This window comes from Asaia sp. Ae19-3 (assembly GCF_059801175.1).
The window spans coordinates 1,565,313-1,581,484 of record NZ_JBCHWF010000001.1 but is presented as its reverse complement, the minus strand read 5'-3'; the positions used below and the strand labels follow the sequence as shown (position 1 = coordinate 1,581,484).

Genomic DNA, 16,172 nt, shown 5'->3' with positions numbered 1-16,172 from the left:
CACACAAAGTTGCGGATACAAGAGACCTGCACGCCAGCCGCTCGTGAAAGCCTCGTGGTGACGATGGCTGTCCTGGGGCAGGGGCGCAAGCGCCCCTGCGTGGGGGTTACTTCTGGTAGCCTGTCTGGCGGATTACGCGGTTGGTGGCGGCATTGGCTGCGCTCAGACCTGAATCGACCGTATTCGACCCTGCGAGGATCGAGGCAATGGTCTGCCCGACCTGCGTGCCGATACCCTGGAAGGGCGTGATGTCGACAAACTGTGCGCCGACATAGGGGCGCGGCTGCGCCGTCTGACCTGACGGGTTGGAGGTCTCAATGGCTTTCAGCACGAAGGACGAGAAGGGGGCGACCTTCTGATAGTCGGGCGACTGATAAGAGGAGCTGCGTGTGCCTGGCGGAATATTGACCCAGCCATCGGTCTTGGCGACGAGCTGGATATAGTCTTTTGACGTCGCCCACTGAATGAAGGTGCTGGCTGCCTCGGCATGGGTGGAAGAAGCCGGAATGGCCAGATTCCACGACCAGAGCCAGGTTGGACCACCCTTGAAGCTGCCCGTTGGCAGTGAGGCAAAGCCCACCTTGTCGGCGACACTGCTCTGCTTTGCATCGAATACCGTGCCGGCAGCACTGGTGGCGTCGATCCAGATGGCGCAATGGCCGGTCGCGAAAAGCGAGAGATTTTCGTTGAAGCCGTTCGCGCTCGCGCCAGGCGGCCCGAACTGCTTGAGAAGCGAGGTGTAATAGGTAATCGCGTTGTGCCAGGCCGGCGTGTTGAGTGTCGGCTTCCAGCTCATATCGAACCACTGACCGCCAAAGCCAGTCACCATGGTGGTGACGATGGTCATGTTCTCGCCCCAGCCCGGCTTGCCGCGCAGGCAGATACCATAGGTGTCGCTTGCCTTGTCGGTCGTCTTGGCAGCGAAATCGCGGATCTGATCGTAGGTGGGTGTCTCGGGCATGGTGATCCCGGCCTTGGCGAAGAGATCCTTGCGGTACAGGGTCATCACGCTCTCTGCATAGAAGGGCAGCGCGTAAACCTTGCCTTCATAGCTCACGCTTTCACGCACCGGAGCGATGATGTCATTGAGATCATAGGCAGCGGGCAGGGAGTCGAATTTATAGAGCCAGCCCTGCTTGGCCCAGAGCGGCACTTCGTAATTGCCGATGGTCAGGATATCGAACTGCCCTGCATGGGTGGCGATATCGGTCGTCACGCGCTGGCGCAGAACGTTTTCTTCCAGCGTCACCCAGCGCAGATGGATATCCGGGTGGGCTTTCTCGAATACTGTCGAGAGCTTGCGCATTTCGATCATCTGCACGTTGTTGACGGTCGCGATCGTGAGCGTCGTGTCGGCCTTGGCCTGAGCGGCGAGGCCGAAGCCAAGGGCCGCGCTGGCCAGAAGCAGGGTTTTCTTCATTGGGGACTGTCCTTGGGTGGGCGCTTGCACTGGAGAAATCAGGTCTGGGGCATCTGGCTGCCGATCCCGGCATTCCGGGGGAAGGCAGCGCGGCTCATGTGGCGGAAAGGCACCACATTCATTCGTTTTCCCGGGAAATGTAACAGGGCAGGGGCCGTGTCGATCTGTCGCGGTGCTGGGGCGGGCGCGTTTTCGTGCCAAAGGCTTGGGGCTTCAGCCCGGACATGGTTCGCATGGCTTTTGTCGATCCGGTTCGTCTTGTGCCGCTTCATTGGAACGGCGCGAAGTGACGCTCTCATTCTTTCCGAAAATTAACAAGGGAATGACATGACCGTAACATGAATGTGTTATCTATGACAGATGGGCGTTCTCAAGGGGGCGCAGCCCCCGATAGTCATGCAGTAGAGAGTCTGTAACAATCCATACATTCTGTAGTGCTTTGGCCCTCGTTCTTCTTATTCTTCTTGCTAGAGAGAGGTCATAGGCATCGGACCCGATGTCTTCGCAAATACAGGAAGATGACGAGTATGATCTCGAAGAAGACTTTTAGCATGCTGGCCCTGGCTGCCGCGCCGTCTTTCATGGCGCTGGCTTATGCCCATGCTCCCGCACCGCTCCCGCCCGGACCGATGGCCCCTCCGGGCCATATGGGTCCCATGATGCCCCCGCCGCTCATGGGCATGCTGCGTGGCGTGGACCTGACGAAAGAACAGCGCGACAAGATCCACGCCCTGATGCATGGCCATCGTGCAGAGCGTCGTGATGCCATGCACCAGCGTTTCGATGTCGATCAGAAAATCGGGGCGCTGCTGATGGCGAAGGGGCCGGTCGACAAGGCAAAGCTCGATGCGCTCATCAAGCAGAAGGAAGCGCTCAACGCCAAGGACGAAGAAGCAATGGCTGCCGATGCCGTTGCGATCCATGATATCCTGACTCCCGAGCAGCTCGACAAGGCCCGCACGACCCAGGAGAAGCTCGACTCACTCGAAGGGCAGATCCGCGATCTTCTGCGCCCGCCGCATGCCAAGGGCGATGCAGACAAGGATGAGCCCGACGCTCCCTGATCTCTGGCTCAGGAAGAGGGGCAGGATGTCTCTCTCCTGAGCAATCGGGCGGCATGGGCACGCGAGCGGACGTTTTGTCTTGACTTTGCGCTCTCATGCCTTTAGCTGCCTGACCAGATTTGAAACGCCACCTCGCGAAGACTCGCGCAGTGGCGTCTTTCTGTTGCTTATAAGGGTTCCACGTGTTCGACACGCTTTCAGGCAAGCTTTCCGGTGTATTTGAGGGTCTGTCCAAGCGCGGCAGGCTGTCCGAGGCGGATGTTGCCGAAGCGATGCGCGAAGTGCGTCTGGCCATGCTGGATGCAGACGTGGCGCTGCCCGTCGTGCGCGACTTCGTCAACAAGGTGAAGGAAAAGGCCGTCGGGACGGAGGTGCTTGAGAGCATCTCACCCGGTCAGGCCGTTGCCAAGATCGTCAACGACGCGCTGATCGAGGCGCTGGGCGGTGCTGGTAACGTGCCGCTCAATCTTGCGGCCGTTGCCCCTGTGCCCGTCCTGATGGTCGGTCTGCAGGGTTCGGGCAAGACCACGACGTCGGGCAAGATTGCCCTGCGTCTGCTGACGCGCGAGCGCAAGCGTGTGCTTCTCGCCTCCCTCGACGTCCAGCGCCCGGCCGCCCAGCTTCAGCTGCAGCAGCTGGCGGAGCGCGTCGGCGTCGGCTCGCTGCCGATTATCGCCGGTCAGCAGCCTGTCGAGATTGCCAGGCGTGCCCTCGAGACGGGCCGTCGCGAAGGCTATGACGTCGTCATTCTCGATACGGCAGGTCGTCTGTCGATCGATGAAGCCCTGATGCAGGAAGTTCGCGACGTACGCGATGCGACCAATCCGGTCGAAACCCTGCTCGTGGTGGACGCCATGACGGGTCAGGACGCTGTCAACACTGCGCAGCGCTTCAACGAAGCCGTCGGCATCACCGGTGTCGTCATGACCCGTATGGATGGCGACGCACGTGGTGGCGCAGCGCTATCGATGCGCGCCATTACAGGGGCGCCGATCAAGCTCGTCGGTCTGGGCGAAAAGCTCGAGGCCCTCGACGATTTCTACCCCGAGCGCGTTGCCGGTCGTATCCTTGGTCTTGGTGACATTGCCGGGCTGGTCGAGAAGGCCAGCGAGACGCTCGACCACGAAGAGAGCGAACGCGTCGCCAAGAAGATGATGGCGGGCAAGTTCGATCTCGACGACTATGCCTCGCAGCTGCGCCAGATCGGCAAGATGGGCTCGATTTCGGGCATCGTCGGCATGCTGCCCGGCATGGGCAAGCTGAAGGAAAAGCTGGGCGATCAGGATCTCGATACCTCGATCTTCAAGCGTCACCAGGCCATCATTTCCTCGATGACCAAGGATGAGCGCAAGACGCCCGCCATTATCAAGGCCTCTCGCAAGAAGCGTATCGCTGCCGGTTCGGGCACCACGGTTCAGGAGGTCAACAAGTTGCTCAAGCAGTTTGACGACATGTCCACCATCATGAAGCGCATCAGCAAGATGGGCCTCGGTGGCATGAAGCAGATGCTTTCCGGTCTCATGTCGGGCGGTGCTCCCGGCGGGCGGCCCGGCGGTGGCTTTGGCGGCCCGCGCCGCTAACCCCAACCGGCATGATTTTCACATAGTTTTCGATACCCTGGAGTAAAAATATGAGCGTTAAGATCCGCCTTTCGCGCGCTGGTGCCAAGAAGCGTCCGTACTACCACATCGTGATTGCTGACAGCCGTAGCCCCCGCGATGGCCGCTTCATCGAGAAGGTTGGTGCCTACAACCCGATGCTGCCCTCCGACCATGCTGACCGCATCCGTCTGAACGACGAGCGCATCAAGCACTGGCTGTCAAACGGCGCGCAGGCGACCGATCGCGTTGCCCGCTTCCTTGGTAATGCCGGTCTGATCGAAAAGCCCGTTTACAACGAGCAGCCCAAGCAGTCCGCGCCGAAGAAGCGCGCCCAGGAGCGTGCAGCCGCCAAGGCCGCAGCCTGAGCCATAGACCAGGGATAGGCTTCAGCATTTCATGACGTCCGGCACCGCCTCCAGCAAGATTCTCGTGGCGACCGTGGGCAGGCCCCATGGCGTTCGGGGGCTCGTGCATCTTTTTGCGGCGACTGATGACCCGGCTTCGGTCGAGGAAATCGGCGCGCTGCAGGATGAAAAGGGCAGCGTCTGGCGTGCGGAATGGCAGGGTCATGGCATCGCGCGTCTGTACGATGCTGCCGGCCGTGCCGTAACCGACCGCGATGAGGCCGCACGTCTCGTCAATCTCAAGCTGTATGTCGAGCGGAATTGCCTGCCGGAAACAGAAGAGGACGAGTTCTATCATGCCGATCTGATCGGTCTGCGTGCCGAAACCCGAGAGGGCAAGGTGCTGGGCACGGTTGCGATCATTCATGATTACGGTGCGGGCGTCAGTCTGGAGATTGCCGGAAACGGTCAGGACCTGATCGTGCCTTTCACCCATGCCTGCGTCCCCGAGATCCTGTTCGATCAGGGGCGTGTCATCGTCGAGCCGCCTCATGAGGTCGAGGTCGAGGGTGATCTTTCGGGCAAGGGCGATGTGGCGGTGCGTTCATGACCTGGCACGCGGATATTTTCACTCTGTTTCCGGACATGTTTCCGGGGCCGCTCGGGTTCTCCCTTGCGGGACGGGCGCTTGAAGACGGCGTCTGGTCGCTGGGTGTGCATGATCTGCGTGATTTCGGTCGCGGGCGTCATCGCGCCGTGGATGACACCCCCTTTGGTGGCGGTGCGGGAATGGTGCTTCGGGCCGATGTGGTCGCAGAAGCGCTGGACTCGATCGAGGCAGAGGGGCGGCCGGTCGTTTACCCGACGCCGCGCGGTGCGCGCCTGACTCAGGCGCAATCGCGTGACTTCGCCTCGGGTGATGGCGTGGTGGTGTTGTGCGGGCGCTTTGAAGGCGTCGATGAGCGGGTTCTGGAGCGCCGAGGCGTTGTCGAGATCTCGCTTGGCGATTTCGTGCTGTCGGGTGGGGAAATCCCCGCCTATGCGCTGCTCGATTCCTGCGTGCGCCTTCTGCCCGGTGTGATGGGTTCAGAGTTGAGCGATGCCGAAGAAAGCTTCGGCGACGGTCTGCTCGAATACCCGCATTACACCAAGCCCGCCTCATGGGAGGGTATGGATGTGCCACCGGTTCTGCTTTCGGGTCATCATGCGGCGATAGCGGCATGGCGTCACGAGCAGGCGTGTCAGACGACCCAGGTCAGACGCCCCGATCTCTGGGCGGCTTATGCTGAAGCCAAGACTAACAGATAAATTTCGTATTCTCGGAGAAGTAACATGAACATTGTCCAGCAGTATGAGGCGCGCGAAATCGAGCGTCTGACCGCCGCCCGTCCGGTTCCCGAATTCCAGGCCGGTGACACCGTGCGCGTTGGCGTGCGCGTTGTCGAAGGCACGCGTGAGCGCGTTCAGGCTTACGAAGGCGTTGTGATTGCCCGTTCCAACAAGGGCCTGAACAGCAACTTCACGGTTCGCAAGATTTCGAACGGTGAAGGCGTGGAGCGTATCTTCCCGCTTTACTCGCCCAGCATTGCCGAGATCGCTGTTGTCCGTCGCGGCAAGGTGCGTCGTGCAAAGCTGTATTATCTGCGTGAGCGTAGCGGCAAGTCGGCTCGTATTGCCGAGCGTCCCCGTGACACGGTGAAGACGGCTTCCTAAATCAGGATAGTCGAAACCGGTTTATAACAAAGGAGAGTGCGGTGGCACGAACATTGTTCGATAAAATCTGGGATGACCATGTAGTCGAACGCCTCCCGGACGGCACCTGCATTCTCTACATAGACCGTCACCTTCTACATGAGGTGACAAGCCCTCAGGCCTTTGAAGGCCTGAGGATGTCCGGGCGTCGTCTGCGTCGCCCGGATGCGACGGTCGCCGTGGTCGATCACAACGTGCCGACCTCCGACCGTTCGCTGCCGATCGAGGAGCCGGAATCCCGGCTCCAGATCGAAACGCTCGAAAAGAACGTGGCCGAATTCGGCGTTCCCTATTTCAAGCTGCGCTCGAAAGACCAGGGCATCGTGCATGTGGTGGGGCCCGAGCAGGGCATTTCCCTGCCTGGCATGACCATTGTCTGTGGCGACAGCCATACCTCGACCCATGGGGCTATGGGTGCTCTGGCCTTCGGCATTGGTACGTCTGAGGTCGAACATGTCATGGCGACGCAGACGCTGCTGCAGAAGCCTGCCAAGAACATGCGCATCACGGTTTCCGGGCAGGTTGGCCCAGGCGTGACGGCGAAGGACATCATGCTGGCAATTATCGGCAAGATCGGCACCGCAGGCGGTACCGGGCATGTCATGGAATTTGCCGGCGATGCCATTCGCGCTCTCGACATGGCAGGGCGCATGACCCTGTGCAACATGTCGATCGAGGCGGGTGCGCGCGCCGGTCTGGTGGCGCCTGACGAGACGACTTTCGCCTATGTCGAGGGGCGTCGCTTCGCCCCCAAGGGTGAGGATTTTGAAAAGGCCTGTGCGTATTGGCGCACGCTGGCATCCGATGAAGGCGCGGTGTTCGACACCGAGGTCACGCTCGATGCCGCCGAGATCCAGCCGAACCTCACCTGGGGTACGAGCCCTGAAGACGTGATTGCGATCGATGGCATTGTGCCCGATCCGGCGCAGTTCAACGATCCCGCGCGTGCCCGTCAGGTGCAGCGCATGCTTGATTATATGGGGCTCGAAGCCGGTCAGAAAATTGCGGGTACCAGGATCGATGTGGCCTTTATCGGTTCCTGCACCAACAGCCGTATCGAGGATCTCCGCTCGGCGGCCGCTATCGCCAAGGGGCGCCATGTGGCCCCCGGCGTCAGAGCGATGGTCGTGCCCGGTTCTGGTCATGTGAAGGCGGCAGCCGAGGCCGAGGGTCTTGATGCGATCTTCCGCGAGGCCGGGTTCGAATGGCGTGAAGCCGGGTGCTCGATGTGCCTTGGCATGAATCCTGACAAGCTCACCTCAGGCCAGCGTTGCGCCTCGACCTCGAACCGTAATTTCGAAGGACGTCAGGGGCCGGGCGGACGCACCCATCTGTGCTCGCCTGCCATGGCGGCAGCAGCGGCAGTTTCAGGCTGCTTTGTCGACGTGCGGGAGATGGCATGATGGACAAGTTCACGACGCTCACCGCCATTGCGGCGCCCATGCCGGTCGAAAATATCGATACCGATCAGATCATTCCGGCGCGTTTTCTCAAGACCATCCAGCGCAGCGGCCTGGGTAAGAATGCCTTTGCAGCGCAGCGTTATAATGATGACGGGTCGGAGAAGCCTGATTTCGTGCTCAACCGCGAGCCGTATCGCAAGGCTGAGATCCTGATTACGCTCGATAATCTCGGATGCGGTTCATCGCGCGAACATGCGCCTTGGGCGCTGCTCGATTTCGGGATACGCTGCGTGATTGCCCCGAGCTTTGCCGACATCTTTTTCAATAACTGCTTCAAGAACGGCATTCTGCCGATCCGCCTCCCGCGCGAGATCTGTGAATCGCTTATGGAAGACGCGCAGATGGGGGCGAATGCCCGCATCACCATCGATCTGGAAAACCAGCTCGTCCAGCGCCCCGACGGAAGCACCATTCCGTTCGAAGTCGATAGTTTCCGCAAGCATATGCTGATCGAAGGGCTCGATGACATCGGGCAGACGCTCCAGCATGACAGTGCGATCCAGTCCTTCGAGCAGAAGCGTCAGCGAGACGAATCCTGGCGCCCCACTATCGTGATGGAGACGGTTTCGTGAGCCAGGCCACCAAGCTACTCGTTCTTCCCGGCGACGGGATCGGCCCTGAAGTCATGCGTGAGGTCGTCAAGATCGTGCGCTGGCTTGGTGACGCCCGCGGGCTCTCTCTCGAGCTGACCGACGAACTGGTCGGTGGCGCGTCTCTGGCCGCTCATGGCGTTCCCCTGCGTCCTGAAGTCGTTGCGCTGGCCAAAGAAGCTGATGCCGTTCTGTTTGGTTCGGTAGGCGACCCGAAATGGAGCCATGTCTCTTTTGACAAGCGCCCCGAGGCTGCCATTCTCGGCCTGCGTCAGGAACTCGAGCTTTTTGCCAATCTGCGTCCCGCACAGGTCTTCGCGCCGCTTGTCGATGCGTCTTCGCTGAAGCCGGAACTGGTTGCCGGGCTCGATATCATGATCGTGCGCGAGACTGTGGGTGGCATCTATTTCGGTGAGCCACGCGGTATCGAAACCCTGGCCGACGGGTCGCAGCGCGGCATCAATACCGAAGTCTATACGACGTCGGAAATCGAGCGCGTCGCCCGTGTCGCTTTCGAGTTGGCCCGTCTGCGCGGCAACCATGTCTGCTCGGTCGAGAAGTGCAATGTGATGGAAAGCGGTCTGCTGTGGAAGCAGGTCGTGACCGCGCTGCATGAGCGCGATTACAGCGACGTCAAGCTCAGCCACATGCTGGCCGATAACTGCGCCATGCAGCTCGTGCGCAATCCCAAGCAGTTCGATGTCATCGTGACCGGCAACCTGTTTGGCGATCTTTTGTCCGATCTGGCGTCGATGCTGACCGGCTCGCTGGGCATGTTGCCTTCGGCGACGCTCGGCCCGGTGCAGGAGAGCGGCAAGCGTCACGCGCTTTATGAGCCGATCCACGGGTCGGCACCCGATATCGCAGGGCAGGGCATCGCCAATCCGCTGGCGCAGATCCTGTCTTTCGCCATGCTGCTGCGTTATTCGCTCAAGCGCGAGGACGATGCGGCGCTGATTGAACAGGCTGTCTCGAATGTGCTGTCAAGCGGCTTGCGCACAGCCGATATCATGTCCGAAGGTATGACACGCGTCGGCACCGAGGAAATGGGCGCCGCCGTTCTTCAGGAAATGCAGAAGCTGGCCTGAGAGCCAGCCGGAGGAAGATATGTCCCTGATCGCTGCCCGGCTTAACCGGATCTCTCCCAGCCAGACGATCGCCATTTCGCAGAAAGCGCGGGCCCTGAAAGAAGCGGGGCGGGACATTATCAGCCTCTCCGCCGGTGAGCCGGATTTCGAGACGCCCGAAAACGTCAAGCAGGCCGCCTGTGCCGCCATTGCACGCGGCGAGACGCGCTATACCGATGTGGCGGGCACGGCCGCCTTGCGCAAGGCTGTTGCGGCCTGGCTCAATCGCGATTTCGGCCTCGATTACAAGGCCGAGGAGATTGTGGTCTCGACGGGCGGCAAACAGGTCATTTATGACGTGTTTACCGCAACACTCGATGCAGGTGACGAGGTTATCATCCCTGCGCCGGCATGGGTGTCCTATCCCGACATCGTAGCGCTGGCCGACGGTACGCCTGTCGTTGTGCAGACAAAGCCTGAAAACGGCTTCCGTCTCGATGCCGAGGCGCTGCGCGGTGCCATCACCCCCAGGACCAAATGGCTGGTGCTGAATTCACCCTGCAATCCGACAGGTGCTGTCTATTCAGAGGCCGATCTGCGTGCGCTTTGCGACGTTCTGCTCGATCATCCGCGCATCTGGGTTCTGACAGACGATATCTACGCAAAGCTAATCTATGACGGGCTGGTGAGCAAGACGTTGGTGCAGGTCGAGCCCAGACTGCGTGAGCGCGTCGTCACCATGAACGGCGTCTCCAAGGCCTATGCCATGACCGGCTGGCGCATCGGCTTTTCGGCCGCACCTGCCGAACTGACGAAGGCGCTGATCAAGCTGCAGGGGCAGAGCACGAGCAATCCTTGCTCGATTGCCCAGGCGGCAGCGCTTGAAGCGGTTACCGGCCCTCAGGATTTCATCGGTGGCATGGTGTCGGTCTATCAGGAGCGTCGCGATCTCGTTCTGTCGATGCTGGCGCAGGCGCCGGGTCTGACCTGTATCCGTCCTGAAGGCGCATTCTACGTCTTTCCGTCCATTGCAGGCGTGATCGGCAAGAAGACAAGCACGGGCAAGGTGATCGAAAATGACGAGATTTTCGTCACCGAACTGCTTGAAGAGACGGGGGTTGCTGCCGTGCATGGCAGCGCCTTCCTGACGCCGGGCTATTTCCGTATTTCCTACGCCACCGACACTGAAAGCCTGCGCGAAGCGTGCACGCGCATTCAGCGTTTCTGCGCCTCCTTGAGCTGAGAAACCGACCATGAGCTTTCGTCTGGCACAGCGTCTTCAGGGGCTGCCGCAGCCCGCAACGATTGCCATGTCGGCGAAAGCAAGGGCGCTCAAGGCGCAGGGTGTCGATGTGATTTCCCTGGCTCTGGGTGAGCCGGATTTTCCTTCACCGCCCGAGGCGGTCGAGGCGGCCTATCAGGCCGGTCTTCGCGGCGATACCAAATATCCGCCCGTAGGTGGCCAGACCGCCCTCAAGGCAGCTGTCGCGAAGAAATTTCTCGATGAAAACAGACTGCTTTATGCACCGGAAGAAATACTGATCGGCAATGGTGGTAAGCAGCTGATCTATAATGCGTTTGCGGCCACTATTGATCCGGGTGATGAGGTGATTGTACCTGCGCCCTACTGGGTCAGCTATCCGATCATCGCCCAGATGATGGGGGGTGTGCCGGTCTCTGTGATCTGTCATGAAGAAGACAGATTCCGGCTCAAGGCAGAAGCGCTGAGAGACGCCATCACCCCGCGGACACGCTGGCTGGTGCTCAATTTTCCGAATAACCCGAGTGGTGCCATTCTTGAGCGCGATGACCTCGAGGCTATTGCTGCCGTATTGCGTGACGCGCCGCATGTTCTGGTCATGGCAGACGAGATCTACGAGCATCTCACATTCGACGGCAAAACCCATGCCTCGCTTGCCTGTGTGGCGCCGGATCTCAAGGACCGTATCCTGACCATCAATGGTATGGCCAAGGCCTATGCCATGACAGGCTGGCGCGTTGGTTTCTGCGGTGGTCCGGTGCCCCTGATCAAGGCCATGGCCAGCATCCAGAGCAATGCAACATCGGGTATCTGCACTCTGGCCCAGGCCGGTGCGGTCGCCGCGCTGGCAACCCCGGCTGCCGGACGCGAAGCCATGCGCGATGTCTATCAGGCGCGTCGCGATCTCGTGGTAACCAGGCTCCGTTCCATGCCGCATGTCACCTGCGCCATGCCCGAAGGGGCATTTTATGCCTTTCCCGGTATCACTGGCGCATTGGGCCGGAAGAGTGCTGCCGGTCGGGTGATTGTCGATGATGTTGCCTTTGCCGAAGCCCTGCTCGAAGAGGCGCATGTGAGCGTCGTGCCGGGAAGCGCCTTCGGGCAGACGGGCCATATACGCCTGTCTGTTGCGGCGTCTGACGCGCTGCTGATCGAAGCCTGCACGAGGCTTGAGCGGTTCCTTCTGACGCTCGCCTGACTGGACGAAGCCGGGTGAGGATGCGACCATGGGCGCATGATCACATCCTTTCCCGCATTCGATACTCTGGATTTTCCCACACCCACGCGTGAGACGCTCGATCAGGCCTATGAGGCGATCGGTGCTGCGCTGGATAATGATGATCTGGCAACAGGACTGGCGCTTTTCGACGCACAGCGTCGTGCCTATGAATCCTGGTCGGCATTGGTCGAACTGCGCTTTTCACAGGATACGCGCAACGCCGATTACGTCGCCGCCCGGGACTATGCCGATAGCCTGACACCCTACGCCACCAATCTCGAAACGCAGATCAAGAAGCGTGTTCTTGCCCGTCGCGAAGACGCCCAAACGCATCTCGGCGCCCATGTTCTGGCGCTCTGGGATGCCGATATCACGACGTTCGACGTGCGTATCGCGGCCATGCTGGCGGAAGAGGCGCGCCTCTGCGCTGAATACACGGCACTCCTTGCCGCGGGAGAGATTGCCTTCAGGGGGGAACGTCATAACCTCTCCGGTCTGGAGCCGTTCCAGCAGGATTCCGATCGGGCCACGCGTCATGAGGCTGAGTCTGCGCGCTGGGGGTTCTACGAGGCGAATGGCGAACAGCTTGATCGCATTTTTGACGATCTGGTGAGGCTGCGTACCGGCATGGCCCATACGCTCGGTTTCGATTCCTATATCGATCTCGGTTATCGTCGTATGCGTCGTACCGACTACAATGCGCAGGATGTCGCGCGCTTCCGTGAGCGTATCGCGAGCCATGTCACTCCTTTGGTGCAGGCGCTTCTGCAGCGCCGTCAGCTCGAGATGGGGTGGGATAGCCTCAAGGCTTGGGACGAGGCACTGGTCGATCCGAGAGGTAATCCCGGTCCCGCAGGCGATTACGATCTGATGATTGCGCGCGCCAGAGAGATGTTCACGCGTCTTGATGAGAGCGGCGAGATGGCCGCGTTTTTCGCGGAGATGGTCGAGAAAAACTATCTCGATCTGAAAAACCGTGCGGGCAAGGCGGGCGGTGGTTTCTGTACGTCATTCTCGACACAGGGCACACCGTTCATCTTCGCCAATTTCAACGGGACTCACGGTGATATCGGCGTGTTCACTCATGAAATGGGTCACGCCTTCCAGAACTGGAAAAGCCGCGATCTGCCCATGATCGACATGCTCTGGCCGACAATGGAAGGGGCAGAGATCCATTCCATGGGCCTTGAATTCCTCACCTGGCCCGAGATCGATCTGCTCGTGGAAGAGGGGGCAGGTGAGCGGTATCGTCGTCTGCATCTGATCGAGAGTCTGAGCTTCCTGCCCTACGGAGCCTGTGTCGATCATTTCCAGCACGAGATTTATGCAAAGCCCGGCATGAGCCCTGAAGAGCGTCATGCGACATGGCAGCGCCTTGAAAAGCAGTATCTGCCCTGGCGTGACTGGGGCGATCTGGCCTATCCGGCCAAGGGTGGTCGCTGGCAGGCCCAGCGCCATATCTATAACTCGCCCTTCTATTATATCGATTATACGCTGGCACTCTGTGTGGCGCTTCAGATCTGGCTGATTGCTCAGGTCGATGCGCCACGGGCGCTCGAACTCTATCGTGGGCTATGCGAAGCTGGAGGAAGCCAGGCGTTCTGCAGCCTGGTGCGCAATGCCGGACTGACCGTGCCCTTTGAGGATGATGCTCTGGCCGAAATCGTCGATGAAGCCGAGCAGATGCTCATGATGTGACGGGTTTCCCCTCCCTCGTCTGAGGAAGGGGAGAAGCGGGATCAGCCGCGGCGGTTCCATTTGTCGAGCAGGTCGAGCACCGATTGCGACGACATTGCACGGGCATTGCCGAGCGTGTTGGCGCCGTCGGCATTGAGCAGCTTGCGGCCCGGCGTGACGATCAGCACGGTCGGTACTTCATGAATTGTGACGCCGAAACGCTGGGCGATATCGAGATTCTTGTCGATGCGTCCGACATTGACCGGCACGACCACAAACTGGGATTCGAGCCATTGTGCGACTTCCGGCTGGTTGAAAAGTCCAGCCAGCATGCGGCAATCGGGGCACCAGTTGCCGCCGAAATCGATGAGTACCTTGCGCTTCGTGCGCGCTGCGGTGGCAAAGGCTTCTTCGACCTGGGTCTTCGCGAGGGCGATATCGGGATAGACATCCTTCGCCGGCGTGATCTGCACCGAACTGTCGATCTTTGGCGGGGCTGGCGGACCATCTTCGGCAAATGCCGTGCTGCTGGCACAGGGGAGCGTTGCAGGAGCAAGGGCGGAGAGGCCGAGGGCGAGGGAGGTCATGACGCCAAATTTGCGTTTCAGCACGATGCGGGCCTTTCGAAGCTTAAAAAAGGTTTGAGGGCAGGGTGGTTGAAAATCCGCCAGAGTATGAAATGTTTTGTCTCGCCGGGGAATACAAGAGCGCAAGGGACCTGTGATGAAAGAACGTAACGATGTCGGCGGGGCTGCAGGTGAAGTCTCCATCACCACGACCCTTGTCCGCACCGTAGGGCTTGTTGGACTGACGCTTGTGCTCGCGCTTCTGATCCGGTTCGTGCCGTTCCTGTCCCATGGCGTGCAATGGGTGGTGGGAACGAGTGCATGGCAGGGGCTCTATTCCCTGTTCGGTATTGATACCAGTCTCGGGCGCGAGCAGCTTATCCTGATCGGGATCATGCTTTGCTGCTTCATTGTTGCGCTCGGGCTTCAGACGGCACTGACCTATGTCATGCTGCGTCTGAAGCGGTGAGCGAAGCAGGTCAGTACGGCCAGGCTCAGCCATGCGAGCATGGTCAGGGTGCCTCCGAACGGGGCCAGAAACGCGACATTGGGCCCCTTCAACGCCAGTGAGACGACAGGCAGGGTGAAAAGCACCGTACCCGCTGCCATGGGCAGGGCGACCCAGCGCAACGCTGCAATCCCGCTCACGCCGAGGCCGAGCAGGGCGAGCACATGCCACATCAGCATCTCGACCCCGCGTGACAGCATGGGTCTTCCGCCCGGTATGAATGCTTGATCGGGCAGATGGGCCCCAAGTGCTGCCAGCATGACGGCAAGGCAACCGAAAATACCGCAAAAACAAAAAATCACACGTTGCCAGACAGGCATGGGCGGAACGCTTTCGTCTCTTGAGGGTTCAGAACGAGGCTGCTGGCATTCTATGCCAGTCCTCGCAGAGTAAAAAGTAAAGGTCGTTATCATGAAAGCTGGTCTCTGGATCGGATTGGCAGCCCTGCCACTATGCGCGTGCACGCCGGGTTATCCCCGTCTGCCGCCCTTGCCGGACAAGGCGCCTCCTTTCACGACAGCAGATGCAGCGTTTCTGCAGCAGGCAAATGAGCATGACCTGACCCAGATCGCGCTGAGCAAGCTTGCGGTGGACCATGCGCGGGCCACCGAGGTGAAGGATCTCGCCCAGACCACCCAGAAGAATTACGAGGCGCACCGCAAGACGCTGGCAACGCTGGCGAGCAAGCATGACCTCACCCTGACAGAGACACCTCTCGCCAATGATCAGGCGGCGATAGACCGTGTATCGCATCTGCACGGACCGGCTTTTGACAAGGCCTATGTGACGGCACTGCGTGACGAATCACAGGCAAATGAAAAGGCTATCGCTTCGGCAGCAGGCACGAAGGATGGCGATCTTAAGAGCGCAGCGACGGGGCTTCAGAAACTCGACGAGCAGGCGATCTCGTCAGCCTATAGCTGGATGCCCAAACTCGCCGTGCGCAAGACACATAAAGCCGCACGTTGAGGGGCAGATCGTGAGCGTTCGTCTGGACAGGATTGTTACCCGCGGTGGTGACCAGGGCATGACCTCCCTCGGTGATGGTGCGCGCATCCGCAAGGATGCTCCCCTGATCGAGGCGATGGGCTGTGTCGATGAGCTCAACGCGGTTGTGGGGCTTGTAACGCTGCATTGTCCCGGTCGAGACGAGCTGGCGCGTATCCAGAACCTGCTTTTCGATCTGGGCGCTATCCTCTGCATCCCGGAACGCGAAGACGATGGGGAGCTTGTGGCCAGGGGAGTCATCTGGCTGGATGCCGAGATCATTGCCCTGCGTGAGAGTCAGCAGCCCCTCACCAGCTTTGTTCTTCCCGGTGGATCAGTGGGGGCAAGCTGGGCGCATATGGCACGGGTCGTCGCCCGTCGCAGCGAGAGGCGCGTTGTAGCACTCGATCAGCCGCGTCTGGCTTCGGGCGTCATGTTCCTGAACCGGTTGAGCGATTACTTCTTCGTGCTTGCCCGTCACATGAATCAGGATGGAAAAACGGACATTCTCTGGCAGCGCGGGGTCGGGTGAGGCACGTAATGGCTGATTGCACCCCGAGAACGGTCTGAGCGGCGGTCGTTCTGCCGAGGGTGACTGGTGTGCGATATATGGACCACGCGGGGAGCGTTCTTTCAGTCGATATAAAGCAATG

General features: G+C 60.1%; 19 protein-coding genes. 15 read left to right on the top strand and 4 right to left on the bottom strand.

All coding sequences use genetic code 11. The annotated features are described in order from the left end of the window. Positions 1-106 precede the first annotated feature (106 nt). Both AAID99_RS06810 and AAID99_RS06805 read right to left on the bottom strand, forming a co-directional pair. Entirely contained in the window at positions 107-1,420 is a 1,314-nt protein-coding gene (locus AAID99_RS06810; protein WP_267310179.1) for an ABC transporter substrate-binding protein, read from the bottom strand. Positions 1,421-1,458: 38 nt separating this feature from the next. Next, positions 1,459-1,719 (bottom strand): hypothetical protein, encoded by a 261-nt coding sequence (locus AAID99_RS06805; protein ID WP_498493484.1) that lies wholly within the window; start codon positions 1,717-1,719, stop codon positions 1,459-1,461. A 252-nt stretch (positions 1,720-1,971) separates the two neighbouring features. Here AAID99_RS06805 and AAID99_RS06800 point away from each other — a divergent pair, with 252 nt between their 5' ends. From AAID99_RS06800 to AAID99_RS06745, 12 genes are all read left to right on the top strand, one after another. Continuing rightward, positions 1,972-2,484 carry a Spy/CpxP family protein refolding chaperone gene (locus AAID99_RS06800; protein ID WP_188427075.1) on the top strand — a complete coding sequence of 171 codons (513 nt, stop codon included), beginning with the start codon at positions 1,972-1,974 and terminating at the stop codon, positions 2,482-2,484. Positions 2,485-2,666: 182 nt separating this feature from the next. Then, positions 2,667-4,064 carry a signal recognition particle protein gene (gene ffh, locus AAID99_RS06795; protein ID WP_498493483.1) on the top strand — a complete coding sequence of 466 codons (1,398 nt, stop codon included), beginning with the start codon at positions 2,667-2,669 and terminating at the stop codon, positions 4,062-4,064. Between the two features lie 50 nt (positions 4,065-4,114). Beyond that, positions 4,115-4,450 (top strand): 30S ribosomal protein S16, encoded by a 336-nt coding sequence (rpsP, locus tag AAID99_RS06790; RefSeq protein WP_023978627.1) that lies wholly within the window; start codon positions 4,115-4,117, stop codon positions 4,448-4,450. Positions 4,451-4,481: 31 nt separating this feature from the next. Next, positions 4,482-5,039, top strand: coding sequence for a ribosome maturation factor RimM (gene rimM, locus AAID99_RS06785; RefSeq protein WP_498493482.1), 558 nt, complete (start codon positions 4,482-4,484; stop codon positions 5,037-5,039). Then, positions 5,036-5,737, top strand: a complete 702-nt coding sequence (trmD, locus tag AAID99_RS06780) for a tRNA (guanosine(37)-N1)-methyltransferase TrmD (RefSeq protein WP_188427072.1) — start codon at positions 5,036-5,038, stop codon at positions 5,735-5,737. The genes rimM and trmD overlap by 4 nt, the downstream gene beginning before the upstream one ends. Before the next feature lie 24 nt (positions 5,738-5,761). Continuing rightward, positions 5,762-6,142 (top strand): 50S ribosomal protein L19, encoded by a 381-nt coding sequence (rplS, locus tag AAID99_RS06775; protein WP_025884695.1) that lies wholly within the window; start codon positions 5,762-5,764, stop codon positions 6,140-6,142. 41 nt (positions 6,143-6,183) lie between these two features. Then, complete coding sequence (gene leuC, locus AAID99_RS06770; RefSeq protein WP_025884696.1) at positions 6,184-7,584, top strand: 3-isopropylmalate dehydratase large subunit; 1,401 nt, start codon at positions 6,184-6,186, stop codon at positions 7,582-7,584. After that, the gene (gene leuD / locus AAID99_RS06765; protein ID WP_188427112.1) at positions 7,584-8,216 is read left to right on the top strand and encodes a 3-isopropylmalate dehydratase small subunit; all 633 of its coding nucleotides are present in this window, start codon (positions 7,584-7,586) and stop codon (positions 8,214-8,216) included. Before leuC ends, leuD begins: the two co-directional genes overlap by 1 nt. Continuing rightward, entirely contained in the window at positions 8,213-9,322 is a 1,110-nt protein-coding gene (gene leuB / locus AAID99_RS06760; RefSeq protein WP_498493481.1) for a 3-isopropylmalate dehydrogenase, read from the top strand. The genes leuD and leuB overlap by 4 nt, the downstream gene beginning before the upstream one ends. Before the next feature lie 19 nt (positions 9,323-9,341). Then, positions 9,342-10,544 carry a pyridoxal phosphate-dependent aminotransferase gene (locus tag AAID99_RS06755; protein WP_498493480.1) on the top strand — a complete coding sequence of 401 codons (1,203 nt, stop codon included), beginning with the start codon at positions 9,342-9,344 and terminating at the stop codon, positions 10,542-10,544. A 10-nt stretch (positions 10,545-10,554) separates the two neighbouring features. Then, positions 10,555-11,760, top strand: a complete 1,206-nt coding sequence (locus AAID99_RS06750) for a pyridoxal phosphate-dependent aminotransferase (RefSeq protein WP_498493479.1) — start codon at positions 10,555-10,557, stop codon at positions 11,758-11,760. 36 nt (positions 11,761-11,796) lie between these two features. Further along, on the top strand, positions 11,797-13,479 hold the full coding sequence (locus tag AAID99_RS06745) for a M3 family oligoendopeptidase (protein WP_498493478.1): 1,683 nt from the start codon (positions 11,797-11,799) through the stop codon (positions 13,477-13,479). A 41-nt stretch (positions 13,480-13,520) separates the two neighbouring features. On the opposite strand, the gene AAID99_RS06740 is transcribed toward AAID99_RS06745, so the two are convergent. After that, positions 13,521-14,069, bottom strand: a complete 549-nt coding sequence (locus AAID99_RS06740; protein WP_229719859.1) for a thioredoxin family protein — start codon at positions 14,067-14,069, stop codon at positions 13,521-13,523. Between the two features lie 112 nt (positions 14,070-14,181). Here AAID99_RS06740 and AAID99_RS06735 point away from each other — a divergent pair, with 112 nt between their 5' ends. After that, positions 14,182-14,493, top strand: coding sequence for a hypothetical protein (locus tag AAID99_RS06735; protein WP_498493477.1), 312 nt, complete (start codon positions 14,182-14,184; stop codon positions 14,491-14,493). On the opposite strand, the gene AAID99_RS06730 is transcribed toward AAID99_RS06735, so the two are convergent. After that, a complete protein-coding gene (locus AAID99_RS06730) occupies positions 14,466-14,852 on the bottom strand; it encodes a DUF423 domain-containing protein (RefSeq protein ID WP_498493476.1) in 387 nt (128 codons plus the stop codon). The two genes, AAID99_RS06735 and AAID99_RS06730, sit on opposite strands and share 28 nt — an antisense overlap. Positions 14,853-14,943: 91 nt before the next feature. Between AAID99_RS06730 and AAID99_RS06725 the strand changes: the two genes are divergently transcribed. Both AAID99_RS06725 and AAID99_RS06720 read left to right on the top strand, forming a co-directional pair. Next, on the top strand, positions 14,944-15,501 hold the full coding sequence (locus AAID99_RS06725) for a DUF4142 domain-containing protein (protein ID WP_498493475.1): 558 nt from the start codon (positions 14,944-14,946) through the stop codon (positions 15,499-15,501). Positions 15,502-15,511: 10 nt separating this feature from the next. Next, positions 15,512-16,051 (top strand): cob(I)yrinic acid a,c-diamide adenosyltransferase, encoded by a 540-nt coding sequence (locus AAID99_RS06720; protein WP_498493474.1) that lies wholly within the window; start codon positions 15,512-15,514, stop codon positions 16,049-16,051. Positions 16,052-16,172: the final 121 nt, after the last annotated feature.